Source organism: Rhodococcus sp. EPR-147, from assembly GCF_001647185.1.
Classification (GTDB): Bacteria; Actinomycetota; Actinomycetes; order Mycobacteriales; family Mycobacteriaceae; genus Rhodococcoides.
In genome coordinates this window covers 45,618-58,886 of the sequence record NZ_LVCU01000069.1, presented here as the reverse complement: position 1 = coordinate 58,886, position 13,269 = coordinate 45,618, and the positions used below count along the sequence as shown (strand labels likewise).

Sequence of the window (13,269 nt, the reverse complement as noted above, 5' to 3'; positions counted from 1 at the left end):
CGGAGATTCGGCCTCGACGGCTCTTCAACCAGGTGCCGCCGCAGCGGGACGCAGTACGAAATGGTCCTGCCATATCGTGTGCAAGACCATTTCTGCTGGTGCGTCGGATGTCTCGTCGATGTGAATGCGCCCGGACAGGGCAACGTACATCGCGTCGAGCATCACCTGCTGGTAGTCCTCGGGCAGGCCTCTCGGTGGATCGATGTCGGTGGCGAGCGGAATCGCCACCTCCCGCAGATCTGCCAATTGTTGAGCGACGAGGGTCAGATCGATTGCCCCGCGCACACTACTGCCCTGGGTGATGTCCTCGTGCTCACGCGTCATCCGGGTGACGGCTACGGCGTCGGCGATCAGTCGAGCGGAGTCGGATTCGCTACGGAGACCCACGATGCCGCGTTCCGCTTCGGCATCCTGGTAACCGATGGCCAGACGACACAGACGGTCGTGGACGCTCGTCGACAGGCGCGTCGTACCGACGTTGTCGTAGGGATTCATCGATGCCACGAGGCGGAACGTCGGTAACGCGTGCACAGTGCCGACGCGCGGGACCACGATGCGTCGTTCTGCCATCGCGGTGAGAAGCGTGTTCAGGGTGTCCTCGGGTGCGCGATTGAACTCTTCGATGTAGAGGAAACCGCCGGTGCGCATCGCGTCGATCAGCGGTCCCGCTACGAAGTTGTCCTCGCTGTAGTCCTCGCGAAGAACCCGAGCCGGGTTGTGGTGACCGACAATTCGGGCCGGTGTCAGATCGGCGTTGCCCTCGACGAAGAACAGCGGAATGGACCACTCGGATGTGATCGCGCCGAGCAGCGTGCTCTTGCTGGTGCCGGGCGGGCCCTCGAGGAGCAGGTCCCGCCCGGCCGCGACCGCTGCCAACAGGAGGTCGAGTTCACGGTCTCGACCCACGAGGTGCGCAGCAATCCGCCGGCGCACCTCACCGATCGACGCGGTAGCAGTCATTTGACCGTGTACGCCGCATCGACAGGAAGCGTTGCACCCGTGATGTATCGCGCATCGTCGGAGACCAGGAACGCTATCGCGTTGGAGATGTCGATTGCCTCGATCCACGGCACCGGCAGCGTGTTCGTGGTCTGGAAGATCGGTGCCGACTTCTCTCGCGACGGGTTCGGATCGTCGGGAGCGAACAACCCCCACGTCTTGGGATTCTGAATCATGACGGTGTCCACACCGGTCGGATGAACGGTGTTGACGCGAATACTGTGCTGTCCGAATTCGTTTGCGAGAGTGCGCATGATGCCGACGACGCCGTGCTTGGTCGCGGTGTAGTGCACCGTGTTCGGTGTGCCCTTGAGGCCCGCCGTCGAACTCGTCAGCACGATGGAACCACCGCGACCGCCGGCGATCAGATGCGGCAGAGCAACTTTGCACGTGTTCCAGACGCCCGTGAGGTTGACGTCGATCATGTTCTGCCATGCGTCGTCGGTGATATCGAGGGCAGGCGCAATCTCGAACACTCCCGCATTGCCCAGCACGATGTCGAGGCGTCCGAGTTCGGCGACGCCGTCGTCGACGGCCTTTCTCAGCGCGGCAGAATCACGCACGTCGGCCTTGGTGGCGACGATTCGCCTGTCGAGCGCTTCGACCTGCTTCACCGTTTCGGCGAGGTCCGCTTCGGTCGACGGCGGATACATTTCGATGGTGTCGACCGGTCCGCACAGGTCGACTGCGATGATGTCCGCGCCCTCCTGCGCGAGACGTATGGCGTGACTCCGCCCCTGACTGCGAGCGGCCCCGGTGATGAATGCGACTTTGCCTTCCAGCTTGCCCATGTCCGTCTCCTACTTGGCCAGGAAGCCGGCGTCGACGGGCAAGGTGACGCCGGTGACGTACCGCGCATCGTCGGACACCAGCCACGCGATGGCGTTGCTTATATCGATCGCTTCGAGCATCGGCACCGGAAGCAAATTGCCGAGCATGGCTGTGGCGTCGGGGTTTTCGGTGAGGAACTTCTGCATGACGTCGTTGACGACCATCGGCGTGTTCACCCCGGTCGGGTGCACGGTGTTGACGCGTATGGAGTACTGCGCAAGCCAATTGGTGAACGTGCGCATCAACCCCACGACCGCGTGCTTACTGGCCGCGTAGCCGTCTCCGGCACCGGACCCGTTACCGCCCGCACCGGACAGGCCCTGAGTCGAGCTGGTCAACACGATCGACCCGCCCTGGCCCTTGGCGATCATGCTCGGAACCCCGGCCTGAACGGTGTTCCACACACCGAAGAGATTGACCTCCACCACATCGCGGAAGGTCTTCACTTCGTCGGGGTTTTCGGCACCCTGGGGTGCTATTCCGGCATTCGCCAGAATGATGTCGATGGGTCCGAGTTCGGCTACCGCCGAGTCCACTGCCGCTTTCATCGCGTCGTAATCGCGGACATCGGCTTCCTTGGCGACGATGCGCCGATCGAGCGCCTCGACTTCTTTCACGGTCTGTGCGAGATCTTCCGATGTGGCCATCGGATAGGCGACCGTATCGATCTGTGCGCAGATGTCGACCGCGATGATGTCGGCACCTTCTTGCGCGAGACGAAGCGCATGGCTACGCCCTTGTCCACGTGCTGCACCGGTGATGAAGGCTACTTTCCCGTCGAGCTTTCCCATGATCGAACTTCCTTGATCGTCGGATGAAAACGGTACGAGCGCAGAACGCTTCGACGATTGGCCGGATACGTCCGCGGCAGGATGTCCGATGTGAAGGACATGATTCGACGCTATATGACACCCAGTGCACATGTGGCCGAATTACTTGAATCGTTGTCGATTTACGTTCCGTGGACGCGAGAACAGGACGACCGATTCAGACTTGCACACGCAGTGAAGTATCGAAGTGAATTGCGCGCCGAGCCGTCACGAACTCTGTCGCCGCTGCAGGCCGTCGCCGTGTTCGAGCGCCTCACGGATTCGGCCGAGCAACGCAGTGGCGTCACGAAGGGTGCGTTGCTCGGCCGGCGTCAGGTCGTCGAGGATATTCACGAGAAGCCCCTCTGCCGCAATGTCGTAGATGCGCAATTGCTCTCGGGCAAGATCGGTGAGGCCGACGCGCATGCTTCGAGCATCCGAGTCGTCGGGTCGGCGAGCGACGAGCCCGTCCGATTCCATCGTTCGGACGAGGTTGCTGATCGTTGGGCGAGCCAACCCCAGCTGACGTCCGAGCACTGTGGGGCCCTCCCACTTGTCCGGAAAGAGTCGCCGCAGGATCTCGATCTGTGCGTCGGGCAGGGCTTTGAGCCCCGCGCGGGAGCGGGAGGCGTTGAGCAGCACGCGCCGGAAGGGGCCAATCTCCTCGCTGAGATGGCGGGCAATATCGGCGAGACCGGGTGCGCTGTCGGAATCGTCCACCGCGCCAGACTACTCAGTCTGAATTTAGGTTTGCAACAAACGCATTTCTGGGTGATCATGGAAATCATGAGCATTCACACCAGCGTTGCCGACCCCACTCCCGAACAAGCCCTGGACTCGATCCTCGGCCATCGGTTCATCTACACCTACGCCAACGGGTGGCAGTACGAGATGTACGTCAAGAACGCCACCACCATCGACTACCGGATCCACACCGGAATGGTCGGCGGCCGGTGGGTCAAGGGACAACAAGTCGATCTCGTCGGACTCGGCCGCGGCGTGTACAAGATCTCGTGGAACGAGCCCACCGGCACGAGCGTCGTCGTCAACGTCGTTCCCGAGGACCGCGTACTGCACGGCACCATCTTCTTCCCTCACTGGGTGGAACTCGACGGGTCCAAAACCGTCCTGTTTCAGAACGACCACCTCGACGAGATGCGTCAGTTCCGCGATCAGGGCCCCACCTATCCGATCTACGTCGTGCCGGAGTTCGCGCACATCACCTTGTTCGAGTACGTCGGTATCGACGACGACACCGTCATCGACACAGCACCCGCTGACTTACCGGCAGGCTTCGCCGACCGGAGCAACTGAGATGAACATCCATAACCCCGGCGTGGCCACGCTCACGCTCCCCCACCGTGGGCAGGTGATCCGCGGCCACGAGTATCGACCCACGAACTCCGACAGAACAGCGCCGTCCGTTCTGATCGTGCACGGCTTCAGCGACTCGAGCATCGGACCACAGCGTCTCTTCGTGCAGATCGCTCGACGCCTCGTCGAAGCGGGAGCAGTCGTCCGCGCGTACGACCGACTCGGCCACGGCGTCAGCGACGGAGAGTTCGAGGACATCACCCTGCGCGACGAGGTCGAGCAGGTGTCGACCATGATCCGGGAGTTCGCTGCCGATCGATCTGCACCGGTGCACGTTCTCGCCCACAGCCTCGGCGCAGTGGAAGCGGCAATGGCGGCCACGCTCTTGTCCGACCGTGTCGCCAGTCTCACCTTGTGGTCACCTGCAGGCGTTGTCGTCGACGACATCACCGTCAAGCACGAGATCCAGGGCCAGCCCATCGATTCCGTCGCACAGAACGGCGGCTTCGACTTCGGCGGCATGTGGCTCGGACTGGCATTTTTCGACGACATCCGCAATGGCCTCGATGTGTACGAGGCTGCGGCCGGATACGACGGCCCCGTCGACATCGTCCACGGCACGGCAGACCGGATCGTGCCGCTCGAGTACGGACGCCGTTACGCAGAGTCGTTGCCACACGCGACATTCACCGAGGTCACCGGTGCCGACCACACCTGGTCATCGCGTGCGTGGCGAGGCGAACTTCTCACGCGTCTGCTGTCGTTCCTGGGGTTACCGGACGCTGGGTGAGCAAGGCTCCGGCGCGAGTCCGTCGATCACGATTCCGATCGATCCCGAGCCAGGATGCGTTCGAGGTAATCGAGATCCTCGCGGAGCATCGAGATCGCACGTTCGGGCCCCTCGGGTACGAGAGGCGTTCCGCTGTCCTGGACGACGGTCCGCAATGCCATGTCGGCGAGTTGAGTGGCCACACTCCGATCGACGTCCGGGTCACCGCTCTGATGCCACCAGGCGACCCAGTTGAGCATGCCGATGATGCCGAGTGCTGCTGTGCGCGGGTCGACAGGCCTGAATTCCCCTGCCCTGACGCCATTTTCGACGACCGTCACGAACTCCTTGAGCACGTGCCTGCGACTCTGCTGGTACGTCCGCGAAATCTCCTCGGGCAGATCGGCTTCCGACCTGATGATGAGCTTGAAGCGGTCGGCGGTTTCGGCCTGGTTCAGGGCGATCGCGGTGGCCATCTTGCGTAGCTTCTCGGTAGGGCCGAGATCGGATCGCGCATTGATCTCGTGCAGAACTGCGGCCGGGGTCTCGGTGCTCTCGCTGATCAGGCGCGAGAGTAGCTCGTCCTTGTTCGCGACATAGTGATACAGCGCCGGGCGGGTCAGACCGGTCGCGTCCGCGATGTCCTGCAGTGTGGTGCTGGCAAAACCCTTCTCGGCGAACAATCGCGTGGCCTGGTCGAGAATTTGCTTCTCGACCAGCTCCCGACGCGGATTGCGCGCCGATCCTCGTGGTGAGTCCTCGCGTGTCATGACCGAAGAATAACCGTCACCGTCGTCGAGAACCGACAAACACGAGGTGGGTACGCGCACTGACCAGACCTGCCACCGCATCGGACAAACACTCCTCCGGCACGTCGACGACGACGAGCGCACCGGTGCTGCGCATCATTCGCTCCGCGAAATCGAGTCGGGTCAGGACGTGATCACGCTCGCCGGACCCCGTCAACCACACCGTGGAACTTGCCCTGGACTCGTCGACGATGGCCGTCGCCTTCTCGTTCCACGCAGATTCGACGTCGACGGAGACCACCGTCGTCGTCGGGTCTTCGCGCAGATCGGGCGGGGCGAATCGATCGGAAAACGACCGCCCACCGTGTTCGATGCGCCGCGAGAGGATCCAGCGGGACACATCGGCAGGAACCTCCGAGTCCGCGGGAACCTGCGCGTAGCTCGCGATTCCCTTCCACGCCACCTCGGGAGCAGATTCGAGGAATCGCTCGAGACCGACCTTTCCGGCGCGCGTCATGTACGCCACCATCAGTTGGTCCACGGGCAGATCCATGCGCTGCGGAAAGGACTCCCACCACTGTTCACTTCGCACGGCAATCTGCTGAAGGTGTTCGACCGCGGGGCGACGCACCCGTTCGTACTCGGTGAGGGCATCGCCGACGGTCGCAGCCGACGCCAGTGCCGCATCGAGGGCGATGGCGTCCTCCATGGCCAGCTTCGTTCCCGATCCGATCGAATAGTGCGCAGTGTGCGCGGCGTCTCCGAGAAGAACTATGTTGTCCACCGACCACTTTCGACACTTGACCGTTCGGAACTGCATCCACCGGGTCCGGTTTCCGATGAGGCTGTGATCCTGAAGAGTGACGGAGAACGCTTTCGCGAGATAGCGCAACGATGCCTCGTCGCTGTGGGCTGCGCCCGTGGCAGTAGTTGTGACGTCGAAGCCCGCCCGGTGCCAGGTGTCGAGATCCGTCTCGATCAGGAACGTACTGCGATCCGGCGCATAGGGATACGCGTGGGCAACGAACGTGCCGTGCTCGGTGGTGACGGGTACGAATATGGCGCTCTCTAGTGCGAAATCCGTTCCACACCAGAGGTAGAGGCCTGTTCCGGTGGTGATGTCGGCACCGAATCGACCGTCGGCCGTACGGGTCGCGCTGTTGATTCCGTCCGAGGCGATCACGAGGTCCACATCGAGGTCGGCGGGTTCGCGGCGTTCGCCGAACTCCAGCCGAACTCCTGCATCGCGCGCTTGTTCCTGCAATACGGACAGCAGAGACGTCCGCGCTATCGCGAGAAGATCACCGTGAGCCAAGCGGGCCGTTCTGTTCCCTACCTGCATCGACATCTCGTGTGAGTACGCCTGAGCGACAATCGCATCGAGTGACGCAGCGTCGGCCTGACGGAGATTCCGCTGTGTCCGTGAGGCGAGGCCGACTCCGAACCCGAACGTGGTGTCCGGTGAACTCTGTTCGTAGACGGTGATCTCCGCCTTGGGATTGGACAGTTTCAGCAGCCGTGCGGCGTAGAGGCCGCCGGGGCCCCCGCCGATGACTGCGACGCGGTCGAGTTTCATGGTTGCCTCTCGAGCTTCGCGGCGATGTCCAGCCGCAAACGCTTCTTGTCGATCTTGTTGACGTTGGTTCGAGGAAGCGCGTCGAGCCATTCGAGGCGCTCCGGCCATTTGAACTTGGCCACACCGAGACCCGCGAGATGCTCCTGCACGTCGGCCATCGTCAACGGGTCCCCGTCGGTGACGAGATACGCGCACGTCTTCTCGCCGAGTCGAGGGTCGGGCATCGCGACGACGGCCGCGCCCACGATGGCCGGATGGTCGAGGAGGAGCAGTTCGACCTCCTCGGCATTGATCTTCTCGCCGCCGCGGTTGATGAGGTCCTTGATGCGCCCCTCGATCGTGATGTACCGCTCGCCTTCTACGACGGAGATCGACGCCAGATCGCCGGTCCGGTAGAAGCCGTCCGAGGTGAAGGCAGTCCGATTGTGCTCGGGGGCCCCGAAATACCCGGTGATCGTGTACGGGCCACGGCAACACAATTCGCCGACTTCCCCGTCGGACAGCTCGATCTCCGTGCCGGGATCGAGGATGCGCACCTCGTCCTCGGCGCAGACAGGAGTGCCGACGGTGGTGATTCGAGCGTGGCGAGGGGCGGCTACCGGGGTGACGGTGAGCAGCCCCTCGGACATCCCGAACAGCTGACCCGCCCAATGGTCTCCGCCGTCGTCGACGCGGTCCATCAGCGCCGGTGACACTTTGGCCCCGGACAGGATCACGTGCCGCAGACGCCCACGCACCCGATCGAACTCGGGACTCAGTACGGCCTGGTAATGACCGTGGCCGATCAACACCTCGGTGGCCTCCGCACGCTCCATGAGGTCCAACGCCGATCCGACATCGGCGGTGGAGAGCACGAGACACGCGCCCACCGAATGCGAGGCGTGCAGACCGCAGGCAATGCCTGCGTTGTGCACGATGGGTATCAGATGGGCGACGCGGCTGTCCGACGTCCACTGCAGCCGCTGCGCATACATGAGTGCGTTGTTCCAGTATTCGGCATGGATCCGCGGAATGACCTTGGGTACTCCCGTTGTGCCGCCGGACAATTGGAACGCAACCACATCCTCGGGAGCCGTCTCGGCCTCGATGGCTTCGACGAGAGCTCGGGCCTCGTCGGGGTCGATGTCGCGGCCGATGTCCTCCAACCGCAGTCCGTCACCTTCGTTCGCCCCGACCGTCACCACGTGGCGAACGGTCTCGCTCCCTGCGGCGTGTTCGTGGGCGAACGAGACCAGGTCGAACGACGGCAGACCGGCTTCGACCACGTGCGCGACCGCGCCCACCGCGGCACCGATGTGCGCGATCTCGTGCATTCGGTGCGCGGCCAGTGTGGCGACCGGAACCAGTCCGGCCTTGATGCAGCCGTACCAGGCCAGCACCGTCTCGAGCCGGTTCGTCATCTGGAACAGCACAGGGTCCAGGCGCACCAGTCCCTGTCGAATCAATCCGGCGGCGATGGCATCGGTACGACGATCGAGTTCGGCGAACGTCATCGAGCCCTCGGCGCTGATGATCGCGAGCCTGTCGGGATACCGAAGTGCGATGTCGTGGAACCGGCGACTCGTGGGAAGTGAGCTCCACGAACCACTCCGGCGGTAGCCCTGCGCGCGATCCTCCGGGTATCCCACCAGCCTGCCGTCCCAGTCCGAGTGGGTCGTCTCCGTGGTCACCGTCATCGTTCGGCCACCGCAGGAAGTAGTCGAGAGATCTCCAACGAATGATCGGGATGATCGGCAGGAACGATTCCCGAGTACACGGCAGTCCAGCATCCCGGGCAGCACAGCTGACGGAACACGATGGGTGTGTCGACGTAGATGGAGGGATCCGATGTCACCTGCGGCCCCGCCGCCGAGGACGGCCCCTCGTAGCGAGCCAGATCCAGTACACCACTCGACTTCTCGTCACCGAGGAGCCGGCCGCACTGTGCGCAGGCGATGACCCGAACGTCCCCGACGGTCACCTCGGACAGGTTGTCGTCGAGACGTCTTGCCAGCGAGAGATCCATGGTGGGAGCGTCGGAGTGCTGGGTGGAACGCGTGCGCCGTTCGTCGATCATGTCTCGACGTCGTCGCGCAGTTGCTGCCTCGTCCACCTTTCCCGCGTCGATGACCACGCCGTAAACGACGTTCGCCCCCTCTGCGGTGACCTTGCCCTCGCGTAGGTCCACGACCACAGCCGCCGGATCGCGATGCAACGGATCTCCGTAGCCGCCGCCTCCCTGCCAATGCATGTACAGCACCTCACCGGGAGCGACATAGCTTTCGGCGTAGCACGCGCCGAATTCCTTTCCGCCGCCAAGATCTTCGAGGGCTCCGGGAATCTTTCCCGCTGCGAACTGCTCGATGACGTCGGTACTGCGCGCCAGAATTTCGAGTCCGGTGTTGCCGGGGTACCCGCCGGCCAGGCCGTTGTTCTGCGCCACGGCTTTACCCGCCGAGGCGAGGACGAGGCCCATCGGGAGCGAGGTGCCGTACGGCGTCACAGCGAGCGATGCACTGACGCCACCGCGTTGACGACCGGGTCCACCCGAGTCGGGCTCCTCACGACGCCACAGTGTGAGCAGCGGGTAGAGGAACTCGGTCATTTCCGTATCGGGGATGCGCCCCATCGGAATACAGAAGAGTCCGCCGGTGTCCATGCCGTCGGCGGTCGGTCGTGCGCCGTAACCGCCTGCCATCGGTTCCATCATGATGTTCAGGAACGGAACGGGTTGGTCCCCGCGTTCGTCGAGGCCTGCGATCACCGCGGTGTCCCAGGTACCGCAGCACGCGGCCTGCACGCTCTTGCCGAGGTCGACCGATCGGTCGAGCATCTGCGACAGGCATTCCGCGATGAGGGTTCCGGTCAGCCAAGCGGGTCCGATGGGACCACGGCTGACCGCTGCCGGGAAGCTCGCGTTGTTGATGGTGCCCTCCTCGGACACCAGGTCGAAGCAACGCATCAATCCGCCTGCGGACCAGGGAATGTCACCCGCGAGGATCGGAAGCAACGCGAGCATGACGCCGCCGCGCATCCCAGCGTAGGTGCAGTTGATGACGCCCGTCTGCTTGTCGGTGCCGGTGAAGTCGAACGTGAGATGGTCGTCGGTCTTGCTCATCGCGACGGTGATCTTGTGAACCTCGCGGTCACCGGTGTGCGACTGGTCCTGGTAGCCGGTGGCCTTCCAGGTCCCGTCGGGGAGCGAGGAGAGCTTGCTGCGCAGTCGCCCTTCGGCGTCGGTCATCATGCGCTTCATGACGGCTTTGACGGTGTCGGCACCGTACTGCTCGATGACGGCCAGCATGCGGTTGCGTCCGACGGTGTTCGCCCCGATCTTGGCACGCAGGTCGAGTCCGACCAGCATGGGAACGCGGGAGCGTCGAACCCAGAGGTCTGCGACGTCGCGTTGTAGCTCGTAGTCGCGGACCACCTTGACCGGTGGAGTCGGAAGCGATTCGGAGAAAACATCTTTCGCCGACGGATCGAACGATCCGAGACCGGAACCACCGCGACCGCCTTCGTGGCAGATCGCGCTGGTCCAGGCGAACAGCTTGCCCTCGTGGAAGATGGGTTGGTAGACGATGACATCACTCTGATGTAGTCCCCCGCCGACCCATGGATCGTTGCAGAGGAACATGTCGCCCTCCACGATTCCGGGGTTGGTGGCGCGGTGCTGCAAGGTCCAGTAGATCGCCAGGTCAACGGCTCCGACCAGCATGGTGTTGTAGAGGCCGACCTGAACCTCTTGTCCCAGTTCGTCACTGATCGCGAAGTCGAAATCGTTCGCGTCGGTGACGATGGGTGAGCCGGACATTCGTTTGAGTGCCTCGCCCATCTCGTCGGTGACCGACCAGAGTCGGTGCCGGATGACCTCGTAGGTCAGCGGGTCGAGTTCGTCGATCTGCTGCTGGGTGACGGTGTGCACCGGCAGCGTCGGCGGGAGCGCGCGGGCGAGGGCGTCGGGGTCGACGGGGCGGGACGAGAAGATCTCGGACCCGGGAATCGCTGATGTCATGTTCGGTTCTCCTGTGGTCTCAGCCGGCGACGATGTTGAGGTTGCCGAGGCGGTCGACAGTTCCGGTGGTGCCGTGCGGGACGACGACAGTGGTCGTCGGGACTTCGACGATGGCGGGGCCGGCGAGCACATGCCCGGCGGCGAGCTTGCTGTAGTCGTAGATGTCGGTGTCGACATAGCCGATTCGGCCGTCCAGGTTGACCTTTCGAGTGCCGATGCGAGCGATCGAGGCGTCGGCGGAGTCGGCGGACTTCAGTTCGGGGAGGGTAGGCGAGAACGGCAGGACGCCGGTTGCACGCACGCGATAGGTGATTGCTTGGATACCTGCTTCACGGAATCCGCTGTCCTTGCCGTACAGATCTGCGTAACGCTGCTCGAAGAGATCGGAGGCGTGTGCGACGCTCGCCGAGTCCAGCGAGCCCTCGGGAATGGTTGTTGCAACCTCTGCCAACTGCATCGTGTACCGCATGTCGATTTCACGTTCGACCTGGACCGACGTGAAATTGAGCCCTTGTCGACCGAGGGCTTCGCGGACGCGCTTCTCGAGACTGTCGAAATTCGCTTCTGCGCGAGCAGGATCGAGCGGCATCGCTGCCGGGTCGGACAGCTCGGCCGCGAGCACGATGTTCGACGACGCAAGACCGTAGGCCGAGAACGCCGATGCCACCTGCCCGAGCGGAACGATGACCTCCTTGACTCCGACTTCGGCTGCATAGGCGGCGCAATGTGATGGGCCGGCTCCGCCGAACGCGTAGAGAACGAAGTTGCGCGGATCGTGCCCGGCTTCGACGACGGTCTTGCGCAGAAGGTCGCCGGTCTGTGCGTTCTGGACGGCATAGATCGCGGCGGCTGCGTCCTCGACCGACAGACCGAGCGGTTCCGCGATGCGGCGTCGAATGGCCTCGCGCGCACGCTCTTTGTCGAGTGGTTTGCGTCCTCCCAGCAGGCCGCGCTCGGGGAGAATCCCGAGGACGAGATTGGCGTCGGCGTTGGTGGGTTCGGTGCCGCCCTGCCCGTAACAGGCAGGTCCGGGTACCGCCTGGGCGCTGTGCGGACCGATCTGGAGGTTGCCACCCGCATCCACCCACGCTATGGCACCGCCGCCCGAGCCGATGGCGTGCACCTGCAGGGTGGGGACATTGATCGGGTGGTGGTTGATGATGGTGCTCGACGCACGCACCGGCTCACCGTCCACGACGAGGCCGACGAGGAATGTGGTTCCGCCGACGTCGGTGGCGATGATGTTCTTGTGACCGAGCTGCTTTCCGAGTGATACCGCTCCGACCACGCCGCCGGTCAACACGGACCCGACTGTGCTGATGGCGTTCTTCGGGGCCTCGGCTGCGGCAACGGCACCGCCGTTGCTCTGCATCACCAGCAGTGGTCCCGCGAGATCGAGGGCACGTAGCTTCTTCTCCAACGAGCCGAGGTAATCGCGCAACCCTGGGCCGATCTGGGTACTCATGATCGTGGTTGCGTTACGGGCGAACTCGCGGATGCGCGGGCTCACCTCGGAGGACAGCGAGACGAACATGTCGGGGTCGATCTCGTGCACGAGTTCACGAATGCGTTGCTCGTGCACGGGGTTACGGAACGACCAGAGCAGCGAGACCGCGATGCCGGAGACACCGTCGTCGACGAGGCTTCGGATGGCGATACGTGCGGACTCTTCGTCGAGGGCTACGACGACGTTGCCGTCTCGATCGAGGCGTTCGGTGACCTCCAGCGCATGCCGCTTGGGAACGAGACCGTGGGACTTGCTCTGCCCCAACACGTTCTGCAGTTGCTCGGGCGAGCCACCGAGGTACCGGCCCTCGACGTTCATGATGTAGATCGAATCGCGATGCCCCTTGGTGGTCAGGAACCCGACCGGCGGGACGTTACCCATCACCAGAGCGTTGAGCGAGGACGTGGTGCCGTGCGCGATGTGGTGGGTGTTCGCCAGCATTTCCTGCACCGGGCATCCGAGTTGCTCGGCCAACGCTTCGAGAACGTCGATGACGCCCTGTGAATAGTCGGGCGGAGTCGAGGGCGCTTTTGCAGCGACCACGGTCCCGGAACTGTCGTCGAGTACTGCGTCCGTGAACGTTCCGCCGACGTCCACTCCGATCACATAGGTCATGCCGGTGTGCTCCTTAGGTCCGAGTCGAAGACGTCCTGGCGTGTGAGAGCGAAACACCCTCGAACACTGCTTACGTCTGTGTCGAGTATTCGACGTAGACGACAAC

Annotated in this window: 12 protein-coding genes; 2 read left to right on the top strand and 10 right to left on the bottom strand. The window is 63.6% G+C overall.

Annotation, left to right across the window (positions count from 1 at the left end; genetic code table 11):
* Positions 1-24: 24 nt before the first annotated feature.
* From A2J02_RS03385 to A2J02_RS03370, 5 genes are all read right to left on the bottom strand, one after another.
* The gene (locus tag A2J02_RS03385; protein ID WP_068046766.1) at positions 25-960 is read right to left on the bottom strand and encodes an AAA family ATPase; all 936 of its coding nucleotides are present in this window, start codon (positions 958-960) and stop codon (positions 25-27) included.
* Positions 957-1,790, bottom strand: a complete 834-nt coding sequence (locus A2J02_RS03380; RefSeq protein WP_068046763.1) for a mycofactocin-coupled SDR family oxidoreductase — start codon at positions 1,788-1,790, stop codon at positions 957-959. Before A2J02_RS03380 ends, A2J02_RS03385 begins: the two co-directional genes overlap by 4 nt.
* Positions 1,791-1,799: 9 nt before the next feature.
* Entirely contained in the window at positions 1,800-2,621 is an 822-nt protein-coding gene (locus A2J02_RS03375; RefSeq protein WP_068046760.1) for a mycofactocin-coupled SDR family oxidoreductase, read from the bottom strand.
* Entirely contained in the window at positions 2,597-2,722 is a 126-nt protein-coding gene (locus A2J02_RS28880; protein ID WP_255183353.1) for a hypothetical protein, read from the bottom strand. The genes A2J02_RS03375 and A2J02_RS28880 overlap by 25 nt, the downstream gene beginning before the upstream one ends.
* Before the next feature lie 145 nt (positions 2,723-2,867).
* A complete protein-coding gene (locus A2J02_RS03370) occupies positions 2,868-3,359 on the bottom strand; it encodes a MarR family winged helix-turn-helix transcriptional regulator (RefSeq protein ID WP_068046757.1) in 492 nt (163 codons plus the stop codon).
* Between the two features lie 66 nt (positions 3,360-3,425).
* On the opposite strand from A2J02_RS03370, the gene A2J02_RS03365 reads away from it, so the two are divergent.
* Together A2J02_RS03365 and A2J02_RS03360 are read left to right on the top strand one after the other, a co-directional pair.
* Complete coding sequence (locus A2J02_RS03365) at positions 3,426-3,953, top strand: phenolic acid decarboxylase (RefSeq protein ID WP_068046934.1); 528 nt, start codon at positions 3,426-3,428, stop codon at positions 3,951-3,953.
* A 1-nt stretch (position 3,954) separates the two neighbouring features.
* Entirely contained in the window at positions 3,955-4,743 is a 789-nt protein-coding gene (locus tag A2J02_RS03360; RefSeq protein WP_068046755.1) for an alpha/beta hydrolase, read from the top strand.
* 26 nt (positions 4,744-4,769) lie between these two features.
* On the opposite strand, the gene A2J02_RS03355 is transcribed toward A2J02_RS03360, so the two are convergent.
* Genes A2J02_RS03355 through A2J02_RS03335 form a run of 5 tightly spaced genes read right to left on the bottom strand, consistent with a single transcriptional unit; the run spans position 4,770 to position 13,163 of the window.
* Positions 4,770-5,492, bottom strand: coding sequence for a TetR/AcrR family transcriptional regulator (locus tag A2J02_RS03355; protein ID WP_068046932.1), 723 nt, complete (start codon positions 5,490-5,492; stop codon positions 4,770-4,772).
* A gap of 16 nt (positions 5,493-5,508) precedes the next feature.
* Positions 5,509-7,047, bottom strand: coding sequence for an FAD-dependent monooxygenase (locus A2J02_RS03350; RefSeq protein WP_068046752.1), 1,539 nt, complete (start codon positions 7,045-7,047; stop codon positions 5,509-5,511).
* Positions 7,044-8,723 (bottom strand): (2,3-dihydroxybenzoyl)adenylate synthase, encoded by a 1,680-nt coding sequence (locus A2J02_RS03345; RefSeq protein ID WP_068046748.1) that lies wholly within the window; start codon positions 8,721-8,723, stop codon positions 7,044-7,046. The genes A2J02_RS03350 and A2J02_RS03345 overlap by 4 nt, the downstream gene beginning before the upstream one ends.
* On the bottom strand, positions 8,720-11,041 hold the full coding sequence (locus tag A2J02_RS03340; protein ID WP_068046745.1) for a hydantoinase B/oxoprolinase family protein: 2,322 nt from the start codon (positions 11,039-11,041) through the stop codon (positions 8,720-8,722). Before A2J02_RS03340 ends, A2J02_RS03345 begins: the two co-directional genes overlap by 4 nt.
* A 19-nt stretch (positions 11,042-11,060) precedes the next feature.
* A complete protein-coding gene (locus A2J02_RS03335) occupies positions 11,061-13,163 on the bottom strand; it encodes a hydantoinase/oxoprolinase family protein (RefSeq protein WP_068046742.1) in 2,103 nt (700 codons plus the stop codon).
* Positions 13,164-13,269 lie beyond the last annotated feature (106 nt).

Bases quoted from the DNA above. Each gene is read 5' to 3' on its own strand.
- A2J02_RS03345 (WP_068046748.1), bottom strand. From the start codon at position 8,723: ATGACGGTGACCACGGAGACGACCCACTCGGACTGGGACGGCAGGCTG.
- A2J02_RS03380 (WP_068046763.1), bottom strand. From the start codon at position 1,790: ATGGGCAAGCTGGAAGGCAAAGTCGCATTCATCACCGGGGCCGCTCGC.
- A2J02_RS03360 (WP_068046755.1), top strand. From the start codon at position 3,955: ATGAACATCCATAACCCCGGCGTGGCCACGCTCACGCTCCCCCACCGT.
- A2J02_RS03355 (WP_068046932.1), bottom strand. From the start codon at position 5,492: ATGACACGCGAGGACTCACCACGAGGATCGGCGCGCAATCCGCGTCGG.
- A2J02_RS28880 (WP_255183353.1), bottom strand. From the start codon at position 2,722: ATGTCCTTCACATCGGACATCCTGCCGCGGACGTATCCGGCCAATCGT.
- A2J02_RS03375 (WP_068046760.1), bottom strand. From the start codon at position 2,621: ATGGGAAAGCTCGACGGGAAAGTAGCCTTCATCACCGGTGCAGCACGT.
- A2J02_RS03385 (WP_068046766.1), bottom strand. From the start codon at position 960: ATGACTGCTACCGCGTCGATCGGTGAGGTGCGCCGGCGGATTGCTGCG.
- A2J02_RS03350 (WP_068046752.1), bottom strand. From the start codon at position 7,047: ATGAAACTCGACCGCGTCGCAGTCATCGGCGGGGGCCCCGGCGGCCTC.
- A2J02_RS03335 (WP_068046742.1), bottom strand. From the start codon at position 13,163: ATGACCTATGTGATCGGAGTGGACGTCGGCGGAACGTTCACGGACGCA.
- A2J02_RS03365 (WP_068046934.1), top strand. From the start codon at position 3,426: ATGAGCATTCACACCAGCGTTGCCGACCCCACTCCCGAACAAGCCCTG.
- A2J02_RS03340 (WP_068046745.1), bottom strand. From the start codon at position 11,041: ATGACATCAGCGATTCCCGGGTCCGAGATCTTCTCGTCCCGCCCCGTC.